Raw genomic sequence first — 18840 nt, 5'->3', positions numbered from 1 at the left:
GTCGAGGCTAGCCGACACGGCCGGATAACCTGGGTGAATGGCCGTCCTCCCGATCCGGATCACCGGTGAACCCGTCCTGCACGACCCCGCGACCGAGGTCACCGCCTTCGACGACGAACTGCGCGCGCTGGTCGCGGACATGTTCGAGACGATGGACCTGGCGCCAGGCGTGGGACTGGCCGGGCCGCAGGTGGGTGTCGGCAAGCGGCTGTTCGTGTACTCATTCGTCGATGATGCCGAGGTGCAGTGGCGCGGCGTGGCGATCAATCCGGTCCTGTGGATCACTCCCCCGGAACCCGAGTCGGTGGAGGAGCTCGACGAGGACGAGGAGTCCGAGGGCTGTCTCTCGATCCCGGGGCTTCGCTTCCCGCTCCGACGCTCCGAGGGCGCGCTGCTCCGGGCCGTCGACGAGCACGGTGCCCCCTTCGAGATCGAGGCACACGGGTGGCTCGCGCGGGTCTTCCAGCACGAGTACGACCACCTCGACGGGCTGCTCTACGCCGACCGACTCGTCCACCCGTACGCCAAGCAGGTCCAGAAGGCCGTCAAGAAGCACAGCTGGGGCGGACCCGGTCAGTCGTGGCTTCCCGGCCGCGACCACCCCGAGGGCTGAACGCCCGCAGGCAGACCGCAACCAGCCCGGAGCCGGCACGGACTGGAGGCCCGGCTCAGCCCCGGTAGGCCGCCAACGCGTCCCGCAGGTGTCGCATGGCGGGATGGCCGGGGCAGTAGAGCACGAGGCCGTCGGCGACGTGCGCGGCGTCCGAGTCGCCGACGTCGGTCGACCATGGTGCTCCCGTGGTGCGGGCGCAGGTCGTCGCCAGTTCCTCGAGCGTCGCGGCTCCGTCGGTGGCCTCGACCGCGGCCTGCTGCTGCGCGGACATCTCCGTGCCGGTGATGCGCTCGGCGCGGCACCCCGTGCGGTCGTCCTGCCACACGGCGGAGTACGTCGTGTAGGTCTCGGTCCGTTCGGCGTCCCCGGAGTCACACACGAACGCGAACACGATCGGCGACGTCCCCGACGGCGTCACCTCGGTGGAGGCTGCGCTGTCGACCGACTCGTCCGGCTCGGACTCGGCGCCCGCGGTGCAGCCGACCAGGAGGGCGACCACCGCAACGCAGAGCACTGCGGCGGCGGATCGACGGAGGACGGGCACCTGTGAACGCTAACAGGTTCGACCGGGGACCCAGCCGGGAACATCATCGACAGAAACGAAGAGGCCCCCACCGCGGACGGTGAGGGCCTGACGCTCCCCGAGTTGGACTCGAACCAACAACCTGCCGGTTAACAGCCGGCTGCTCTGCCAATTGAGCTATCGAGGATCAGCTGCCGTTCCGGACGAACCGGCCTGGACAACGCACACGAGCATAGCAGGAGATGCGCCCGTGCCCGCGCATCGGACGTGCACCCCGGGCGTGCCGCCGGTCAGTACCCCGCGACCGGGTCGACCACGCCGACGAAGCCCTCGCCCGCACCGCCGAGGAACGCGGTCACGTTCACCCGCACCCGCTCGGCGAGCAGCGGCTCCACCATCTCCGGCGTGTCTGCCTGGTGCGGCGTGATGACCGCCCCGGGCGTGTCCCACAGCGGGTGCCCGTCGGGCAGGGGTTCCGGGTCGGTGACGTCGACCCCGGCGCCGGCGATCTCCCCCGTGCGCAGGGCCTCGACGAGGGCATCCGTGTCGACCAGGCCCCCACGGGCGATGTTCACGAGTCGTGCCGAGGGCTTCATGATCGAGAACTGGTGGGCACCGAGCAGCTTCGCGGTGCCCGAGGTCATGGCGGCGGCGATCATCACGACGTCGGCGTCCGGCAGCACAGTGTCGAGCTGGTCGGTGGTCACGGTGCGCGCCGCGCCCTCCACCGGGGACGACGAGCGCCGGACGACCGTCACGTCCACGTCGAAGGGCGCGAGCAGTCGCAGGTACTCGAGTGCGATGCCACCGGCGCCGATGACGACGACGCGGCGGCCGTACAGCGACACGCCCTCCGGCTCGGTCGCCCACGACGAGGCACGGGCCCGGGCTGGCAGCACCCGCAGCGTCGCGAGGGTCAGGGCCAGCGCGTGCTCAGCGACGGGTTCGGCGTAGGCGCCCTTGGCCGACGTGAACAGCACGGTGTCGCCGTGCGCGCCGATCAGGTCCGCGAAGGCGTCGACCCCGGCGAACGGCAGCTGCACCCAGGAGACCGCGGGTGCGGCGTCGAGGGCGTCCTGCAGGCCGGACGGGTCACGCGGGTCGAGCCAGACGATGCCACGGGTGTCACCGTCCAGTGCGGCGACGGTGCCGCCGGCGCCGGTGACGGCCGACACGTGCAGGTCGGTCGGCGTCGGCAGGATCGCGATCGGACCCGGGGCCGGCGGGGCCACGGGCAGCGGCGCTCCGGCGTCGGTGACGACGGCTCGGTGGCCGCGGGGCTGGACGTCGGTGTCGGTCACGCGTTCTCCTGTCGGGGTGCACGGGCGCCGGTGCCGGCGGCCGCGGGGGACGATGCTGCTGCAGCGGACGGCGCCGCGGACCGGCGCGGAGCCGCCTGGGCACCGGCGGGACGCTTGACGGGGCGCGCGGCGGTCGCCGCGAGGGTCCGCACGTAGGGGTCGACGGGGCTGTCGAGCACCTCGTCGAACGTGCCGAGCCCGACCAGGCGGCCCTCGCTCATGACGGCGACGCGGTCGGCGAGGGCACGGGCCTCGCGCAGGTCGCTCGACACGACGACCGCCGAGAACTGCCGGTTGCGCTGGAGTCCGGCCAGGGCCTCGAGCACGGCCTGGCGCACCAGCACGTCCACGCCACGAGCGGGCTCGTCGGCCACGAGCAGCTCCGGTTCGAGGACGAGTGCCTGGGCCAGGGCGACGCGTTGCCGCTGTCCGCTCGAGAGTTCCCACGTGTTGAGCCGCATCACCCCGAGCGGCAGGTGCACCGCGTCGACCAACCGGGCGACGATCAGGCCGGCCTCTTTCCGGTCGAACCGGCGGTCGCGGGCGTAGATCGGCTCGGCGATGGCCTCGCCCACCGTGAGGTCGGGGCTGAGGCGGTCGGCGGCGTCCTGGGACAGGTAGCCGATCCGACCGGTCAGGCGCGCGAGCCGGCGGGACGAGGCCCGCAGTCCGCGCATCGGCTGGCCGAGGACGGTGAGTTCCCCGCCGACGATGTGCCGTCGGTGCGCACCCTCGCCCTCGCCGCGCGCTCCGAGCTGCCCGGCGACCGCGGCGGCGAAGCTCGACTTCCCCGAGCCGGACTCACCCAGGACCGCCAGGATCTCGCCGCTCCGCACGGTCAGGCTCACGCCACCGACGGCTCGGATCGGCCGGGACCCGGGGACCCGGTACTCGATGGAGACGTCGTCCGCGACGACGGTCGGGTCGTTCAGCCCGATCATGGAACCCCTTCCGCGCCGCCCCCTGGCGGCGCAGCGCGGACCGCATCGGTCCGCGCGACGGACGTCGTGCACCGGAGCTGCCTGCCTGGAGGCGCGCCCCGCGTCGTCAACGCGGGTGCGGCCTCCAGGGAGGTCGGTCCGGACCCGTTCCTGCAGGGAGCAGGTGGGTCAGGCTCCGGCCTGCTCCAGTCGCTCAAGCGTACGCCGTCGCTCGGCCTGCTCGACGGGGTCGGGCACCGGCAGCGACGCCAGCAGGCGCTGCGTGTACGGATGCTGCGGCGCGCCGAGCACCTGGGCGGTGGTGCCCGTCTCGACCAGGTCGCCGCGGTACAGGACCGCGATCCGGTCGGAGAGCGCTCCGACGACGGCGAGGTCGTGGCTGATGAACAGCGACGCGAACCCGAAGTCCTGCTGCAGCTCGAGGAAGAGCTCGAGCACGCGGGCCTGCACCGAGACGTCGAGCGCGCTCGTCGGCTCGTCGGCGATGAGCAGCTTCGGCCGCAGCGCGAGCGACCGGGCGAGCGACGCACGCTGTCGCTGCCCGCCGGAGAGCTCGTGCGGGTACCGGTCGCCGTACGCGGCGGGGAGCTGCACGGCCTCCATGAGCTCGTCGACCTGCTTGCGAGCCGCACGCGGGGACGACGCGACACCGTGCACGATGAGCGGCTCGGCGACGCACTCGGCGATCGTCAGCAGCGGGTTGAACGACGTCGCCGGGTCCTGGAACACGAACCCGATGTCCTTGCGCAGCCGCTTGAAGTCCCGCTCGCGGTAGCCGAGCATCTCCTGCCCGAGCACCCGGAGCGAGCCGCCGGTGACCTTCGTCAGCCCCGCCATCGCCCGGCCGATGGTCGTCTTGCCGGAACCGGACTCCCCCACGAGTCCCAGGACCTCGCCGGGTCGGATGGCCAGGTCCACGCCCTTGACCGCGCGGAACGCCGCGCTGCCGAGCCGGCCGGGGTACTCGATCTCGAGCGCCGTCGCCTGGACGACCGGCTCGACGTCCTCCGCGATGATGGCGCGCCGGGCGACGCCGGTGCTCGCCTCGAGACGCGGGACCGCGGCCAGCAGGCGCTTGGTGTAGTCGGCCTGCGGGTTGCCGAACAGCTCGGCGACCGGGGCCTCTTCGACGATCTCGCCCTGGTACATCACGGCCACGCGGTCGGCCAGGTCGGCGACCACGCCCATGTTGTGGGTGATGATCACGATCGCCGCGCCGAACTCGTCCCGGCACCGGCGCAGCAGGTCGAGGATCTCGGCCTGCACGGTCACGTCGAGGGCGGTCGTCGGCTCGTCCGCGATGATCACGCTCGGTTCGAGGGCGAGCGCGCTCGCGATGACGACGCGCTGCTTCTGCCCGCCGGAGAACTGGTGCGGGTAGTGGTCCACCCGGTCCTCCGGGTCCGGGATGCCGACCCGGCGCAGGTACTCGATCGCCGTGGCGCGGGCGTCCTTCTTCGACACGCCGCCGTGCGCCCGCAGGCCCTCGGCGATCTGCCACCCGACCGTGAAGACCGGGTTGAGCGCGGTCGAGGGCTCCTGGAACACCATCGCGCCGGCGGTGCCGCGCAGCTCGCGGAGCTTCTGCGACCCGACCGACACCACGTCGGTGCCGTCGAGCAGCACCGCGCCGCCGAGCGTCGCGGTCTCGGGCATCAGCCGGAGCATGCTCCTGGCCGTCACCGACTTGCCCGAACCGGACTCGCCGACCAGCGCCAGGACCTCGCCGGGCCGGACGTCGATGCTCACGCCCTTGACCGCGTCGACGGCGCCCCCGTCGGTCGCGAAGGTGACCGTCAGGTCGTCGACGACGACGACCGGGTCGCCCTGGGGTTCCGTGTCGGTGCCGGTCATGCTGCTGCCCCTTCCGCGGTGGTCGCCTTGTCGCGCGTGGAGACCAGCTGCTTCAGCCGCCGACGCGCACGCAGGCGGGGATCGGAGATGTCGTTGAGGCTCTCGCCGATGAACGTGACCCCGAGGACCAGGACCACGATCGCGACACCCGGGTAGACGCCGGTCCACCAGACGCCGGACGCGACGTCGGACAGGGCACGGCTGAGGTCGTACCCCCACTCCGCGCCGGCGGTCGGGCCGATGCCGAACCCGAGGAAGCCGAGGCCCGCCAGGGTCAGGATCGCGTCGCTCGCGTTGAGCGTCAGGATGAGCGGCAGCGACCGCGTCGAGTTCCGGAGCACGTGGCGCGTCATGATGCGCCACGGGTTCGAACCGATCACGCGCGCCGACTCGACGAAGGCGTCGTTCTTCAGGCGGACGGCCTCGGCGCGGACGACGCGGAAGTACTGCGGCACGTAGACCACGGTGATCGAGATCGCCGCCGCGAGGATGCCACCCTGGTAGCTCGAGTTGCCGCCGGAGATCACGATCGACACGACGATCGCGAGCAGCAGCGAGGGGAACGCGAACACGGCGTCGGCCACCACGACCAGGACCCGGTCGAGCCAGCCGCCCAGGTAGCCGGAGACCATCCCGAGCAGGACGCCGATGATGATCGAGACGACGACGGCGACGATGACGACGAGCACGGCGGTCCTGGTGCCGAACACGACGCGGCTGAACACGTCGAAGCCACCGACCGTGGTGCCCCAGATGTGCTCGGCGCTCGGGGCGCCCGTGCGGGGGAAGCTCTGCCCGTCGGTGCCCTGCAGCTGGCCGAAGCCGTACGGGGCGATGAGCGGTGCGAACACGGCGACGAGCAGGTACACGGCGCAGATGACGACGCCGACGATGAGCATCGCGCGCTGCCATCCGGTGCTCTTGCGGAGCTGGACGACGACGGGGAGCCGCTTCCACAGCGGCTCGTGGCGGTCGACGAGGGTGATGTCGGACATCGTCAGAACCTCACTCTCGGGTCGATCAGCGCGGCGACGACGTCCACCACGAAGTTGGTGACGGCCACGATGACCGCGAGCATAGCGACGATGCCCTGCACCGCGACGAAGTCACGGGCGGACAGGTACTGGTTCAGCTCGAAGCCGAGCCCGCGCCAGCCGAAGGTGGTCTCCGTCAGGACCGAGCCACCCAGCAGCATCGCGATCTGCAGGCCCATCACCGTGATGATCGGCACCAGGGCGGGTCGGAAGGCGTGCGTCCGGACCAGCCGCGACTCACGGACGCCGCGCGAGCGGGCCGCGTCGACGTACTCCGAGCCGAGCGACCCGATCATGTTCGCGCGCACGAGCCGCAGGAAGATCCCGGCGGTGAGCAGACCGAGGGTCAGCGCCGGCAGCACCGCGTGCGACAGGACGTCGCCGATGATCTGCCCGTTGCCGGTCCGGATCGCGTCGATGATGTACACGCCGGTGGGGTTGTCGATCCGGTCGAGGACGAGCTGCGCGCGGGTCGACGCCCGGTCGCCGAGCGGCAGCCAGTCGAGCCACACCGAGAACACGAGCTTCAGCAGCAGGCCACCGAAGAACACGGGGGTCGCGTAGGTCAGGATCGCGAGCGCGCGGAGCAGCACGTCCGGCCACTTGTCGCGCAGGTACGCGGCGAGCATGCCGAGCGGGATGCCGAGCACGAGGGCCACGACAAGCGCGTAGAACACCAGCTCGGCCGTCGCGCCGCCGTACTGCAGGATGATCTCGGTGATCGGACGGTTGTCGGTCACCGACGAGCCGAAGTCGCCGCGGACGATCTGGCCGAGGTACTCCAGGTACTGGACGATCACCGGGCGGTCGTAGCCGGCGGCGTGCAGACGTTCCTGCAGCTGCGAGGGGGTGAGGCGTCCGCCGACGCTCGCGGTGATCGGGTTCCCGATGACGCGCATCAGGAAGAACACGAGCGTCACCAGGATGAAGACGGTCGGGAAGATGAGCAGGAAGCGGACGACGATGTAGCGACCGAGCCCGCCGCCGCTGGCACGTCGCTGTGCCGGTGGCTTGGTGGGCTCCGTGTCGACGCCAGCGGAGTTCGTGAGGGTCACGGGGTGGGGTGCCTTTCCAGTGACACGAGCAGGGGGCGCTCCTCGTGGGAGCGCCCCCTGCCCGTCGCCGGGTTACTTGGTGATGGTCCCGTAGCGGAACTTGAACGACGCGTCGAGCTCGACGCCCTTGACGTCCTTGCCGGCCACCGCGACCGACTTGCCCTGCAGCAGCGGCAGCGTCGAGATCTGCGACGCCTGACGCTCCTGCGCCTGCTCGATGATGTCCGCGCGCTTGGACTTGTCGGACTCTTCCTGCTCGTCGGCGATCAGCTTCTGGATCGTCGGGTCGTCGTAGTGGTTCTGCACGAAGTTGTCCTTCGTGAAGAACGGCGACAGGTAGTTGTCCGCGTCCGAGAAGTCCGGGAACCAGCCGAGCTGGTACTCCGGGTAGGCGTCCTTCGTGCGCTCCGTGGCGTAGGTCGTGTAGACCGTCGACTGGATGTTCACGGTGAACAGACCCGAGGCCTCGAGCTGCGACTTCAGCAGCGCGTACTCGTCATCGGACGCCGAACCGTAGTGGTCCGGTGCGTACTGGATGTTGAGCTCGATCTTGCCGTCGACACCGGCGTCCGACAGGGTCTGCTTCGCCTTGTCGACGTCCGGTGCGCCGCTGCCGTCGCCGTACATCGACTTGAACGGCGTCGCGGCACCCGTCAGCCCGTCCGGCACCATCGAGTACACGGGCGAGTAGGTGTCGTTGTAGACCTCCTTCGCCAGGGCGCTCCGGTCGACGACGTCGGCGACGGCCTGGCGGACGGCCAGGGCCTTCGCCTCGTCGGCGTCGCTCTGCCCGGTGCCGAAGGGCTGGGTCTTGAAGTTGAAGACCACGTAGCGGATCTCGCCGCCGGGGCCGTCGATGACCTGGAGCTTGCTGTCCTTGCGGAGCGAGGTGATGTCGGTCGGCGTCAACGAGCGGTACGCCACGTCGACGTCGCCCTTCTGCACGGCCAGCTTCAGGTCGGTCTCCTTGGTGAAGTACTGGGCGGTGACGTCCTTGGTCTTCGCCTTGTCGAGCACGCCGTCGTACTTGTCGTTCGCCTCGTAGGAGATCAGGTCGTTCTCCTTGTAGGACTTGATCACGTACTGGCCGGCGAACGCGTTGCCCTTGACGATGTCGTCGGCGCTCGTGAGCTTGCTCGCCGAGAAGACGTCCTCGTCGACGATCGGGCCGGCCGGGCTGGACAGCACCTGCGGCCAGGTCTGGTCCGCGTGGTCGAGGTGGAAGACGACCGTCGTGGCGTTCGGCGTGTCGATGCTCTTGAGGTTCGCGAGCAGCGACTGCGGGCCGTTCGGGTTGTTGATCTTGATCTCGCGGTTGAACGAGAACTTGACGTCGCTCGAGGTCAGCTTGTTGCCGTTGGCGAACTCGAGGCCCTTCTTGAGCGTGACCTCGTACGTCGTGGGGTCGGTGAACTCGCCCTTCGTGGCGATGTCCGGCTTGACGTCGGGGCTGCCCGTCGGGGTGTTCATCAGGAACGGGAACACCTGGTTCTGGACGGCGAACGAGCCGTTGTCGTACGAGCCCGCCGGGTCGAGCGACGTGATCTTGTCGGTCGTGCCGATGATCAGGCCGTTCAGGTCGCCGGAGCCGCCGCTGCCGCCGCCCGCGCAGCCGGTCAGCACCAGCGCCGTCGCTGCTGCTCCGGCGCCGAGCGCGAGGGCGCGCTTGCCCCACGTGGCGCGGTGGTTCGTGAACACGGATGCCATGTCCGATGCCTCTCTGGTGGTGGTTGCAGGGACCCTGGACGGAGGGTGGTTCGACTGTGTGACCGACCAGGGACACTCATTGAGAGACACCCTGCCACGGAACTTCTTCCACCGGGGGCGATTCTGTTACACCGCTGTAACGCAGCAGTCGTGCGTATGCCGCATGATTCCGCCACTGGAGTTCGGCGCGTCGCGCAGCTTCGTTGCGCCGCGCACCACGGCGGGGTTTGCTCGACGTCGCCCGACATGCCGTTCATGTTCGGCGAGGTCGCACCATCGGCCGCCTCGCGCTCCGGCGGGCGGCACGTCGTGCGACCCCGACGATGCGCCGACGGCGCGTCATGCGACCTCGGGACGACCGCAAGGACCCCGCGACGACCCGCGAACACCCCGCGACGGCCGCCGATCCGGGCCCGGGGGCACGCGGGGACGGCGAGCGGTCAGGACGCCTCGGCGTCGGCGCGCAGCCGCATCCGCTGCGCGTCGAGGTCGACGAGCTGACGCTGGATCTCGCCGCGACGCTCGGCGTTCTCGTTCGGGTCGGCACGCTGCAGCTGCCCGAGCAACGACGCCTTGCGCGCCAGCAGGTCGCGCTCGACCAGCGCCACGACGATGCCCCGGCAGTAGATCGCCAGGTCCTCGTCGTTGCGGGCTGGGATCGGCGCGAGCGCGAGCTCGGACACCAGGCCGCGGACCGGTGCGGGCACGTCCGAGGACAGTCGATCGAGCCAGTCGCTCCCGCCGAGCGCGTCGACGTTCGCGACGACGGCGTCGCGCACCACGGCCAGCATCGGCGCGGAGAACGTGGCCGCGGCCGCCAGGCCGAGGAGCGGCGCGCCCACGGACGTCGGCTGCTGCACCATCGCCATCACCGCGTCACGCTCCATGCGCGTGATCGGGTCGTTCGGCAGCGACCGGATGCCGGCGACGGGCTCGTCGATCGGCGCGACCGGCTGCGTACTGGGACCGGACTGCCCCGCGCTCGAGGATCCGTGCCCGCGGCCCTGGTCGGACGAGGCCCGCGACCGGGCACTCTCCACGGCACGACGGACGTCGCCCATCTCCATGCCGAGCCAGCCGGCGAGCTCGCGCACGTAGCCCTGGGTCAGGGAGCGGTCACGGATGCCGGCGAGCACGGGCGCTGCCGAGCGGAGGGCGCTGACCCGACCCTCGACGGTCTCGAGGTCGTGTCCGTCGAGCGTGCGCCGGATCATGAACTCGAACATCGGCCGCTTGTTCATGACCAGCCGTCGGATCGCGTCGTCACCCCTGGCGAGCCGGAGGTCGCACGGGTCGAGTCCGCCGGGGGCGACCGCGACGTACGTCTGGGCGGCGAACCGCTGCTCTTCGGCGAAGGCTCGGGAGGCCGCACGCTGTCCGGCCTCGTCCGGGTCGAACGTGAAGACGACCTCGCCGTTGGCGTTCGGGTCACCGCCGCTGACGTCGCCGAGCATCGGGCGCAGCGACTTGATGTGGTCGACGCCGAACGACGTGCCGCACGTGGCCACCGCGGTCGTGACCCCGGCCAGGTGGCAGGCCATGACGTCGGTGTAGCCCTCGACGATGACGACCTGCTTCTGCTTGGAGATGTCACGTCGGGCCAGGTCGATGCCATAGAGCACGTGGCTCTTGTGGTAGATCGCGGTCTCGGGGGTGTTGAGGTACTTCGGGCCCTTGTCGTCCTCGAGCAGGCGGCGCGCGCCGAAGCCGATCGTCGCCCCGGTGACGTCGCGGATCGGCCACATCAGCCGCCCGCGGAACCGGTCGTAGGGCGACCGGTCCCCCTGGCTGACCAGACCAGCCGCGACGATCTCGTCGAGGGTGAAGCCCTGCCCGCGCAGGTGGTCCCGCAGGACGTCGAACGACTTCGGGGCGAACCCGACGCCGAAGTGCTGCGCGGCGGCCGGGTCGAACCCACGCTCGCCCAGGAAGCGCCGGGCCGGGTCGGCCTGCGGGGTCGTGAGCTGCGCGGTGTAGAACTGCAGCGCCGCCTCGTTGGCGGCGATCAGGCGGGCACGCGTGTTGTAGTCGGTGCGGGGCCCGTCGCCCTCTTCGTAGTGGAGCGTGAAGCCGATCTTGGCGGCCATCCGCTCGACCGCTTCGGAGAAGGTCGTGTGGTCCTGCTTCATGATGAAGCTGAAGACGTCGCCGTCCTCGCCGCAGCCGAAGCAGTGGTAGCGGCCGACCTGCGGGCGGACGTGGAACGACGGCGATCGCTCGTCGTGGAACGGGCAGAGACCCTTCAACGAGCCGACCCCGGCCGACTTCAGCGTGACGTAGTCACCGACGACGTCGGCGATGTTCACGCGCGCGCGGACCTCGTCGATGTCGTTCCGCACGATGAGTCCAGCCACCCCTCGATCCTAGTTCGGACCGGGGACCCCACCGACCGCTCAGACGGGGATGTGGACGGGCTCCCGCTCCCCCACGACCAGGCGCCTGTGCCACGCGATGGCGCCCTGGTCGGTCAGGCTGGCGACCTGGTCGACGACCGCCCGGTGCCGCCCGGCCTCGTCCTCGGCGGCGCGCCAGTCGGCCGCGAACCCGGGCTCGAGGGCGCGGTCCCCGCGGTCAGCCACGGCGTCGAGCAGTTCGGTCAGGATCGTGCGCTGGTCCTGGTACACCGGCTGCCGATCGCCCTGGGTCATCACGAACGCCGCCACGATGCCCTTGAGCACCGCGATCTCCCCGATGATCTCGGGCGGGGTCACGACCGACGCTGCGAACCGGACCAGGGAGCCGGACGCGTAGGCCTGTCGCGTCGCACTGGTCGCGGTGCGGGCGAAGCGGCCGATCAACTGCGACGTCAGGTTCTTGAGCCGTGCCGCGTCCTGCCGGGAGCCGTCGTAGGAGGTCATCCACAGCGGCAGCGCGCGCAGGCGGTCGAACGCCTCGAGCAGTTCGTCGCGGCTGAGGTCGTCGCCGACCCAGGCGTGCATGGCGGAGACGATGTCGTTCTCGCCGACGCGGTCACCGAGGGCGGCCACGTCGATGAAGCCCGCCACCACCGCGTCCTCGAAGTCGTGCACCGAGTAGGCGATGTCGTCGGAGAGGTCCATGACCTGCGCCTCGATGCAGCGCTGTCGTCGGGGTGCGCCCGCACGGAGCCACTCGAACGCGTCGTGGTCGTCGTCGTAGAAGCCGAACTTGGTGCGCCCGGAGGATGCTTCGCCGACGCCCTGCGAGGCCGGCCACGGGTACTTGCACGACGCGTCGAGCGACGCCCGGGTCAGGTTCAGGCCGTACGGACGGTCGTCGGCCCCGTAGACCTTCGGCTCGAGCCGGGTCAGCAGCCGCAGGGTCTGCGCGTTGCCCTCGAACCCGCCGATGTCGGCCGCCCAGGCGTTCACCGCGGTCTCGCCGTTGTGGCCGAACGGCGGGTGGCCGATGTCGTGTGCCAGGCACGCGGTGTCGACGACGTCGGGGTCGAGCCCGAGCTGGTCGGCGAGCTCGCGCCCGACCTGGGCGACCTCGAGCGAATGGGTCAGCCGGTTGCGGGCGAAGTCGAGTCCGGTCGTCGGACTGAGCACCTGGGTCTTCGCGGCCAGACGCCGGAGCGCACTGGAGTGCAGCAGCCGGGCGCGGTCACGGGCGAAGTCGCTGCGGCGGTTGCCGTGCTGCTCCGGCAGCCACCGGTCGGCGTCGGCGGGCCCGTACGAGGAGGTGGCGCTCATCCGCCGCTGTGGTGCAGCTCGGCGGCGGCGAGGACCTTGCGGAACTCTGCGTCGACGTCGCGGCTCTCGAGCCAGCGGTCGGGCAGGGCCGTCCGCCGAGCGTGTCCGGCACGACCGCGCGGCCCCTCGGCGTCGGCGCCCGGGTAGGGCGCGTCGTGGTCGAGCTGGCCGAGCAGGTCGTCGATCTCCTGCAGCGACGACGCGGTGGACAGTCCGGAGCGGACGTCGCTGCCGATCGGGTAGCCCTTGAAGTACCAGGCCACGTGCTTGCGCATGTCCCTGCACCCCTGGTCTTCCGACCCGAAGAACTCGACGAGCAGCTCGGCGTGCCGGCGGAACCCGACCGCGACCTCGCCCAGCGAGGGCATGTACCGCAGCCCCTCGCCGCGGAACGCCGCCGCCAGGTCGCCGAACAGCCACGGACGCCCCAGGCAGCCACGCCCGACGACCACGCCGTCGCAGCCGGTCTCGTCGACCATGCGCAGCGCGTCGGCGGCCGACCAGATGTCACCGTTGCCGAGCACCGGGATGTCGGTGACGGCTTGCTTCAGCGTCGCGATGGCGGACCAGTCGGCCTGGCCGGAGTAGTGCTCGTTCGCCGTGCGGGCGTGCAGTGACACAGCGGCGACGCCCGCGTCACGCGCGATGCGGGCGGCGTCGAGGTAGGTCAGGTGGTCGGCGTCGATGCCCTTGCGCATCTTGACCGTGACCGGGACGTCGCCGGCGGCCTTGACGGTCTTCGTCACCAGGTCGCGGAACAGGTCGGTCTTCCACGGCAGGGCAGCGCCGCCGCCCTTGCGCGTGACCTTGGGCACGGGGCACCCGAAGTTGAGGTCGATGTGGTCGGCACGGTCTTCGCCGACCAGGATCGTGGCGGCTTCGGCCACGGTGTTCGGTTCCACCCCGTAGAGCTGGATCGACCGCGGCGTCTCGGACTCGTGGTGCTGGATGAGCTGCATCGACACCGGCGTGCGCTCAACCAGCGCGCGCGAGGTGATCATCTCGCAGACGTACAGGCCCGCGCCGTACTCACGACAGAGCCGGCGGTACGCCATGTTCGTGATGCCCGCCATCGGCGCGAGCACGACCGGCACGTCGACCTCGATGGGGCCGATGCGCAGGGGCTTCCGGGGGGCTTGTGTGATCGTCATCGCCCCTCCATCCTCCCACGTCGGCGTCCGCCGGTAGCGTTCTCCACATGACCACCGACGCCATCGCCCGGTTCGACGCCGACGCAGCAGCCCGAGGCCTGCAGGTCGAGGTCCTGGAGCGTCCCGCCGCCGACTCCCTGGCCCAGGCTGCCGAGCTGCTCGGCATCGACCCAGGCGACATCGTGAAGACGCTCGTGGTGAAGCGCCACGACGGGGACTTCGTGCTGGCGCTCGTGCCCGGGGGCCGGAGCATCGCGTGGAAGAAGCTCCGCGCACTCGTCGGCGTGAACAAGCTCTCGATGCCCGACGCGGCGACGGCCCTGCAGGCCTCGGGCTACGAACGCGGCACGATCACCCCGATCGGCGCGACGGGCGACCTGCCGGTCTTCGCCGACGAACGCATCGTCGGCCGCCGCGTGGCGCTCGGGGCCGGTCGTCACGGCGCCAGCGCGTTCGTCGACGCCGATGCGCTGATCGCCGCGTACGACGCGACGGTCGCCGACATCACCGACGAGGAACCACCGCGCTAGTCCGGGACCTCTGACCAGTCGCCCTCGGCGCCAGGCACGAAGCAGGCGTCACCCTCGCACACGGCGGCGTCCGCCAGCAGCGGCTGCAGTCCGGGCACGGCCTGGAGGACCGGTGCGGCCGCGGCGCGCACGTCCAGGTCCGTCATCGGGTCGCCGCCACGTCGGCTGCACGGTCGTCCCCGGCACGCTCCGTCGCTGACGCGACCTCGTCCGGTGTGGTCTCGCGCAGCGCGACCACCTGGCGCAGGACCTGTTCGAACGCCGCCGGGTCCTGGGCGCCCGAGACACCGTACTTGCCGTCGATCACGAAGAACGGCACCCCGGTGATGCCGTACGCCTGGGCCTGTGCCTGGTCGGCACGGACGTCGGCGACCTTGGCGTCGTCGCGCAGGGTCGCGAGGACCTCGTCGCGGTCGAGACCGACCTCGGCGGCCAGGTCCGCCAACGAGGACTCCTGCCCGACGTGCTCGCCTCGCTCGAAGTACGCGGCGAACAAGCGCTCGACCATCGCGAGCTGCTTGCCGTGCTGCTTGGCCAGGTGGATGACCTGGTGCGCCTTGACCGTGTTCGTGTGGTGCATGGCGTCGAAGTCGTAGTCGAGCCCGACCGAAGCGGCGATCGCGGTCACCTGGTCGAGCATCTGCTGTGCCTGGTCGACGGGCATGCCCTTGTGGCCGGAGAGGAACTCGGCCTCGGTGCCCTCGAAGTCCACCGGGGTGTCCGGGCTGAGCTCGAAGGAGTGGTACTCGACCTCGACCGGACCGCCGAACGCGGCGACCCCGGCCTCGAACTTGCGCTTGCCGATGTAGCACCAGGGGCACGCGATGTCGGACCAGACGTCGACCTTCACAGAATCGTTCACACGACCGTCAACGCGGCCGTGCCGTCGGCATTCCCGGCAGCACGACCGCGTCGCGGAGGCGGTGGCTACGCGCCGAGCAGGCGCTGGGCCAGGTACCCCTGCAGCTGGTCGAGCGACACGCGCTCCTGGCTCATCGTGTCGCGCTCGCGCACGGTGACGGCCCGGTCGTCGAGGGTGTCGAAGTCCACCGTGATGCAGAACGGGGTGCCGATCTCGTCGTGACGGCGGTAGCGGCGGCCGATCGCGCCGGCGTCGTCGAAGTCGACGTTCCAGACCTTGCGCAGGTCGTCGGCCAGGCCGCGGGCGACGGGCGACAGCTGCTCGTTGCGGGACAGCGGCAGCACGGCGGCCTTGACCGGGGCCAGGCGCGGGTCGAGCCGCAGCACCGTGCGCTTGTCGACGCCGCCCTTCGCGTTCGGCGCCTCGTCCTCGTGGTAGGCGTCGAGCAGGAAGGCCATGAGCGCGCGGGTCAGGCCGAACGACGGCTCGATGACGTAGGGCACGTACTTCTCGTTGGCGGCCTGGTCGAAGTAGCGCAGGTCCTTGCCGGAGGACTCGATGTGGTTGTTCAGGTCGAAGTCGGTGCGGTTCGCGACGCCCATGAGCTCGCCCCACTCCGAGCCCTGGAACCCGAACCGGTACTCGATGTCGGCGGTGGCGTCGGAGTAGTGCGCGCGCTCGCCGTCCGGCACGTCGAAGCGGCGCAGGTTCTCCGGGTCGATGCCGAGGTCGGTGTACCAGGCGACCGAGTCCGCGATCCACTGCTCGTAGTGCTCCTGCGCCGAGGCCGGCGGCACGAAGTACTCGATCTCCATCTGCTCGAACTCGCGCGTGCGGAAGATGAAGTTGCCGGGGGTGATCTCGTTGCGGAACGCCTTGCCGACCTGCCCGATGCCGAACGGGGGCTTCATGCGGCTGGTCGTGACGACCTGGGCGAAGTCGACGAAGATGCCCTGCGCGGTCTCGGGGCGCAGGAAGTTCAGGCCCTCTTCCGACTCGACCGGGCCCAGGTAGGTCTTGAGCATGCCGGAGAACTCGCGGGGCTCGGTCCACTGCCCGCGGGTGCCGCAGTTCGAGCAGGCGATCTCGGCCATGCCACCCTCGGGGGCACGGCCCTTCTTGGCGGTGAAGGCCTCGATCAGGTGGTCCTCGCGGAAGCGGTGGTGGCAGTGCAGGCACTCGACCAGCGGGTCGGTGAAGGTCGCCACGTGACCGGATGCTTCCCACACCTTGCGGGGCAGGATGACGGCGGAGTCGAGGCCGACCATGTCGCCGCGACCGCGGACGAACCGCTGCCACCACTGCCGCTTGATGTTCTCCTTCAGCTCGACGCCGAGGGGCCCGTAGTCCCACGCGGAGCGGGACCCGCCGTAGATCTCACCCGACTGGAAGACGAACCCGCGGCCTTTCGCGAGGGCGATGACCGAGTCGAGACGGGAGGGCTGAGCCAAGGAGAACTCCATCAGTGTCGCCGAGCTGGGTGCCCGGTGCGGAAACGTACCCGGCAAGACTAACGGGCGAGCACCCGGGCGACCGCGTCCACGTCGGAGTCGTCGTTCCAGTGGTGGAAGGCGAGCCGCAGCCGACCGGCACGCCCCGACGCGGTGATGCCCGCGGCCGTCAGCGCTGCGAGCCCCGCGCCGGACGGATCGGGCACGGTCATGACCGCCTGCGACTGCCGCACCGCACCGAGCGCGTCCGCCAGCCGGTCCGCGAGACCGGCACCGTGCCTCCAGACCGAGGCCATGTCGAGGGATCCGACGTGCCGCAGGGCGGCGACCGCCCCGGGCCAGGCCTGCCAGGCCGGGGACACGTCGAACCGCCGGGCGTCGTCGGCGAGCCGCATGTCCGGGCCGTAGCACGAGGACCACACGTCGGCGCCCGCGTACCACCCGGCCTGCACGGGCCGCAGCCAGCCGAGCGCGTCGTCGGACATGGTCATGAAGGCGACGCCACGCGGCGCGCAGAGCCACTTGTAGGCGTGGGTGACGGTGACGTCGAACGGTGCGGCGGCGACGGGGAGCACGCCCGCGGCCTGGGTGAGGTCGCACAGTGTGCGGGCGCCGACGGCACGAGCCGCTGCGACGACGGCCGCGGAGTCGACCACCTCCCCCGTCGCGGACTGCACGGCCGACCAGGCGACCAGCGCCGCGTCCGACGTCAGCGCGGTCGACAGCGTCGCGAGCGGGACGCTCCGCACCCGGATGCCGCGGTGCGCCTGTGCCAGGAAGGGGAAGACGATCGAGCTGAAGTCGCCGTCGGGCACCACGACCTCGGCTCCGTCCGGCAGCGCCGCCGCGACGACCGCGGTCATGGCCGAGGTCTGCGAGCCGGTCGCGACCCGGTCGGCAGGCACCCCGACCAGTGTCGCGAAACGCGCGCGGCCCTCCTCGACGAGCGCGCCGTAGCGCGCCGGGTCCGACGCACCGCGCCCCCACTCGTCCAGGTCGGCGCGCATGGCGGCGAGCGTGCCGTGCGTCGGCAACCCGGCCGTACAGGCGGCCAGGTACCCGTGGCCATCGACGTAGGAGTCCATGCCGCCCATGGTCCGGGAGCCCGAGCCATCACACCAGGACAGGATCCTTCGCCCTGCCATAACATCGTGTTGTGGAGACGATCGACCTGCAGCTGCTCCGTGTGCTCCGAGCCGTCGCCGACGCGGGCTCGATCACCGGGGCCGCGACCGCCCTCGGGTACAGCCAGCCCGCCGTCAGCCAGATGCTGCACCGCTCCGAGCAGCGACTCGGGCACGCGCTCGTGCTCCGCGGTGCGCGTGGTGTGACGCTCACCGAGTCCGGCCGGGTGCTCGCCGACCACGCCCTGCACGTGCAGGCCGCGCTGGCCGCCGCGCGCGAGGACTTCGACGCCGTCGGCGGCCTCACGCGCGGACGCGTGCGGATCGCCGGCTTCCCGAGCGCCTCGTCGACGCTCGTCCCCGCGATCCTGGCGACGATGGCCGCGACCGTCCCCGGTGTCAGCACCACCTACGTCGAGGTCGAGCCTCCCGAGGCGCTCGCGATGCTCCGCCGCGGCGAGGTGGACCTGGCGCTGACGTTCACGTACGTCGGTGACGAGGTCGTCGCGGACCCGACGCTGCTGACGCGCGCGATCGGGCGGGACCCGCTGGCGCTGGTCCGGGCAGGAGGCCCTGGGCCGTCGGACGCGTCCGCTGCGGACGGTCCCGTGGACGGTTCGCGGGCGTCGGCCGGGTCCGGCGCGTCCGCTGGATCCGGTCCGACGGTGGACCTGGCGTCGCTGCGTGATGCCCGCTGGATCGGCGGCTGCCCCCGCTGCCGGGGCCACCTGCTCGCCTCGTGCGCGACGGCCGGGTTCACGCCGGACATCGTGCTCGAGACCGACAACGCCGCCGCGGTCGTGGGGCTCGTCGCCGCGGGGCTCGGCGTGGCGTTGCTCCCCCGACTGGCGCTCGCGACGACGGTGATCCCCGCCGAGGTGGTGATCGACCCCGTCGACGACGACCTGGCCCGGCGCGTCGAGGTGGTCGTCGCGGCCGGGGCCGAGCGGGTGCCGAGTGTGCGGGCCACCCTCGAGGCCGTCGGTTCCGCGGCTGCACTGCTGTCGTAGCGTCCGCGTC

The 18840-nt window shown here is 71.2% G+C and carries 17 protein-coding genes and 1 tRNA gene; 3 read left to right on the top strand and 15 right to left on the bottom strand.

Annotated elements, in window-relative coordinates:
- The first annotated feature begins 37 nt into the window (after window positions 1-37).
- A complete protein-coding gene (gene def, locus DEJ13_RS07255) occupies window positions 38-613 on the top strand; it encodes a peptide deformylase (protein WP_056125320.1) in 576 nt (191 codons plus the stop codon).
- Window positions 614-668: 55 nt separating this feature from the next.
- Here def and DEJ13_RS07250 read toward each other — a convergent pair whose 3' ends face one another.
- From DEJ13_RS07250 to dusB, 11 genes are all read right to left on the bottom strand, one after another.
- The gene (locus DEJ13_RS07250; RefSeq protein WP_146245272.1) at window positions 669-1157 is read right to left on the bottom strand and encodes a hypothetical protein; all 489 of its coding nucleotides are present in this window, start codon (window positions 1155-1157) and stop codon (window positions 669-671) included.
- A 93-nt stretch (window positions 1158-1250) separates the two neighbouring features.
- Window positions 1251-1323, bottom strand: a tRNA-Asn gene (locus DEJ13_RS07245).
- 103 nt (window positions 1324-1426) lie between these two features.
- The gene (locus tag DEJ13_RS07240; RefSeq protein WP_258374141.1) at window positions 1427-2437 is read right to left on the bottom strand and encodes a D-isomer specific 2-hydroxyacid dehydrogenase family protein; all 1011 of its coding nucleotides are present in this window, start codon (window positions 2435-2437) and stop codon (window positions 1427-1429) included.
- A complete protein-coding gene (locus DEJ13_RS07235; RefSeq protein ID WP_056125324.1) occupies window positions 2434-3378 on the bottom strand; it encodes an ATP-binding cassette domain-containing protein in 945 nt (314 codons plus the stop codon). The genes DEJ13_RS07240 and DEJ13_RS07235 overlap by 4 nt, the downstream gene beginning before the upstream one ends.
- Before the next feature lie 168 nt (window positions 3379-3546).
- Window positions 3547-5232, bottom strand: a complete 1686-nt coding sequence (locus tag DEJ13_RS07230) for an ABC transporter ATP-binding protein (RefSeq protein ID WP_111107461.1) — start codon at window positions 5230-5232, stop codon at window positions 3547-3549.
- Entirely contained in the window at window positions 5229-6227 is a 999-nt protein-coding gene (locus tag DEJ13_RS07225) for an ABC transporter permease (RefSeq protein ID WP_056125327.1), read from the bottom strand. Before DEJ13_RS07225 ends, DEJ13_RS07230 begins: the two co-directional genes overlap by 4 nt.
- A gap of 2 nt (window positions 6228-6229) precedes the next feature.
- Window positions 6230-7321: an ABC transporter permease gene (locus tag DEJ13_RS07220; RefSeq protein WP_111107462.1), complete on the bottom strand. Its 1092-nt coding sequence runs from the start codon at window positions 7319-7321 to the stop codon at window positions 6230-6232.
- A gap of 72 nt (window positions 7322-7393) precedes the next feature.
- Window positions 7394-9028 (bottom strand): ABC transporter substrate-binding protein, encoded by a 1635-nt coding sequence (locus DEJ13_RS07215; RefSeq protein ID WP_111107463.1) that lies wholly within the window; start codon window positions 9026-9028, stop codon window positions 7394-7396.
- A gap of 440 nt (window positions 9029-9468) precedes the next feature.
- On the bottom strand, window positions 9469-11382 hold the full coding sequence (gene dnaG, locus DEJ13_RS07210) for a DNA primase (protein WP_111107464.1): 1914 nt from the start codon (window positions 11380-11382) through the stop codon (window positions 9469-9471).
- A gap of 39 nt (window positions 11383-11421) precedes the next feature.
- Window positions 11422-12702, bottom strand: a complete 1281-nt coding sequence (locus DEJ13_RS07205) for a deoxyguanosinetriphosphate triphosphohydrolase (RefSeq protein ID WP_111107465.1) — start codon at window positions 12700-12702, stop codon at window positions 11422-11424.
- Window positions 12699-13853 carry a tRNA dihydrouridine synthase DusB gene (gene dusB / locus DEJ13_RS07200; RefSeq protein ID WP_111107466.1) on the bottom strand — a complete coding sequence of 385 codons (1155 nt, stop codon included), beginning with the start codon at window positions 13851-13853 and terminating at the stop codon, window positions 12699-12701. The genes DEJ13_RS07205 and dusB overlap by 4 nt, the downstream gene beginning before the upstream one ends.
- Before the next feature lie 47 nt (window positions 13854-13900).
- On the opposite strand from dusB, the gene DEJ13_RS07195 reads away from it, so the two are divergent.
- Complete coding sequence (locus DEJ13_RS07195) at window positions 13901-14383, top strand: aminoacyl-tRNA deacylase (protein ID WP_111107467.1); 483 nt, start codon at window positions 13901-13903, stop codon at window positions 14381-14383.
- Here DEJ13_RS07195 and DEJ13_RS07190 read toward each other — a convergent pair.
- From DEJ13_RS07190 to DEJ13_RS07175, 4 genes are all read right to left on the bottom strand, one after another.
- The gene (locus tag DEJ13_RS07190; protein WP_156463673.1) at window positions 14380-14529 is read right to left on the bottom strand and encodes a hypothetical protein; all 150 of its coding nucleotides are present in this window, start codon (window positions 14527-14529) and stop codon (window positions 14380-14382) included. The two genes, DEJ13_RS07195 and DEJ13_RS07190, sit on opposite strands and share 4 nt — an antisense overlap.
- A complete protein-coding gene (locus DEJ13_RS07185) occupies window positions 14526-15245 on the bottom strand; it encodes a DsbA family oxidoreductase (protein ID WP_111107468.1) in 720 nt (239 codons plus the stop codon). The genes DEJ13_RS07190 and DEJ13_RS07185 overlap by 4 nt, the downstream gene beginning before the upstream one ends.
- Before the next feature lie 65 nt (window positions 15246-15310).
- The gene (locus tag DEJ13_RS07180) at window positions 15311-16696 is read right to left on the bottom strand and encodes a glycine--tRNA ligase (protein WP_111107483.1); all 1386 of its coding nucleotides are present in this window, start codon (window positions 16694-16696) and stop codon (window positions 15311-15313) included.
- 59 nt (window positions 16697-16755) lie between these two features.
- Window positions 16756-17781 (bottom strand): aminotransferase class V-fold PLP-dependent enzyme, encoded by a 1026-nt coding sequence (locus tag DEJ13_RS07175; protein ID WP_111107484.1) that lies wholly within the window; start codon window positions 17779-17781, stop codon window positions 16756-16758.
- Window positions 17782-17852: 71 nt separating this feature from the next.
- Between DEJ13_RS07175 and DEJ13_RS07170 the strand changes: the two genes are divergently transcribed.
- Entirely contained in the window at window positions 17853-18830 is a 978-nt protein-coding gene (locus tag DEJ13_RS07170; RefSeq protein WP_056125348.1) for a LysR family transcriptional regulator, read from the top strand.
- Window positions 18831-18840: the final 10 nt, after the last annotated feature.

Source organism: Curtobacterium sp. MCLR17_007 (assembly GCF_003234655.2).
GTDB lineage: Bacteria > Actinomycetota > Actinomycetes > Actinomycetales > Microbacteriaceae > Curtobacterium.
The sequence above is the reverse complement of the archived record's forward strand: the minus strand, read 5'-3'. Positions and strand labels throughout refer to the sequence as shown.

Excerpts from the sequence above, each read along its gene's own strand:
- def (WP_056125320.1), top strand. The coding sequence starts at position 38 with ATGGCCGTCCTCCCGATCCGGATCACCGGTGAACCCGTCCTGCACGAC.
- DEJ13_RS07235 (WP_056125324.1), bottom strand. The coding sequence starts at position 3,378 with ATGATCGGGCTGAACGACCCGACCGTCGTCGCGGACGACGTCTCCATC.
- DEJ13_RS07230 (WP_111107461.1), bottom strand. The coding sequence starts at position 5,232 with ATGACCGGCACCGACACGGAACCCCAGGGCGACCCGGTCGTCGTCGTC.
- DEJ13_RS07225 (WP_056125327.1), bottom strand. The coding sequence starts at position 6,227 with ATGTCCGACATCACCCTCGTCGACCGCCACGAGCCGCTGTGGAAGCGG.
- DEJ13_RS07215 (WP_111107463.1), bottom strand. The coding sequence starts at position 9,028 with ATGGCATCCGTGTTCACGAACCACCGCGCCACGTGGGGCAAGCGCGCC.
- DEJ13_RS07205 (WP_111107465.1), bottom strand. The coding sequence starts at position 12,702 with ATGAGCGCCACCTCCTCGTACGGGCCCGCCGACGCCGACCGGTGGCTG.
- dusB (WP_111107466.1), bottom strand. The coding sequence starts at position 13,853 with ATGACGATCACACAAGCCCCCCGGAAGCCCCTGCGCATCGGCCCCATC.
- DEJ13_RS07195 (WP_111107467.1), top strand. The coding sequence starts at position 13,901 with ATGACCACCGACGCCATCGCCCGGTTCGACGCCGACGCAGCAGCCCGA.
- DEJ13_RS07190 (WP_156463673.1), bottom strand. The coding sequence starts at position 14,529 with ATGACGGACCTGGACGTGCGCGCCGCGGCCGCACCGGTCCTCCAGGCC.
- DEJ13_RS07175 (WP_111107484.1), bottom strand. The coding sequence starts at position 17,781 with ATGGACTCCTACGTCGATGGCCACGGGTACCTGGCCGCCTGTACGGCC.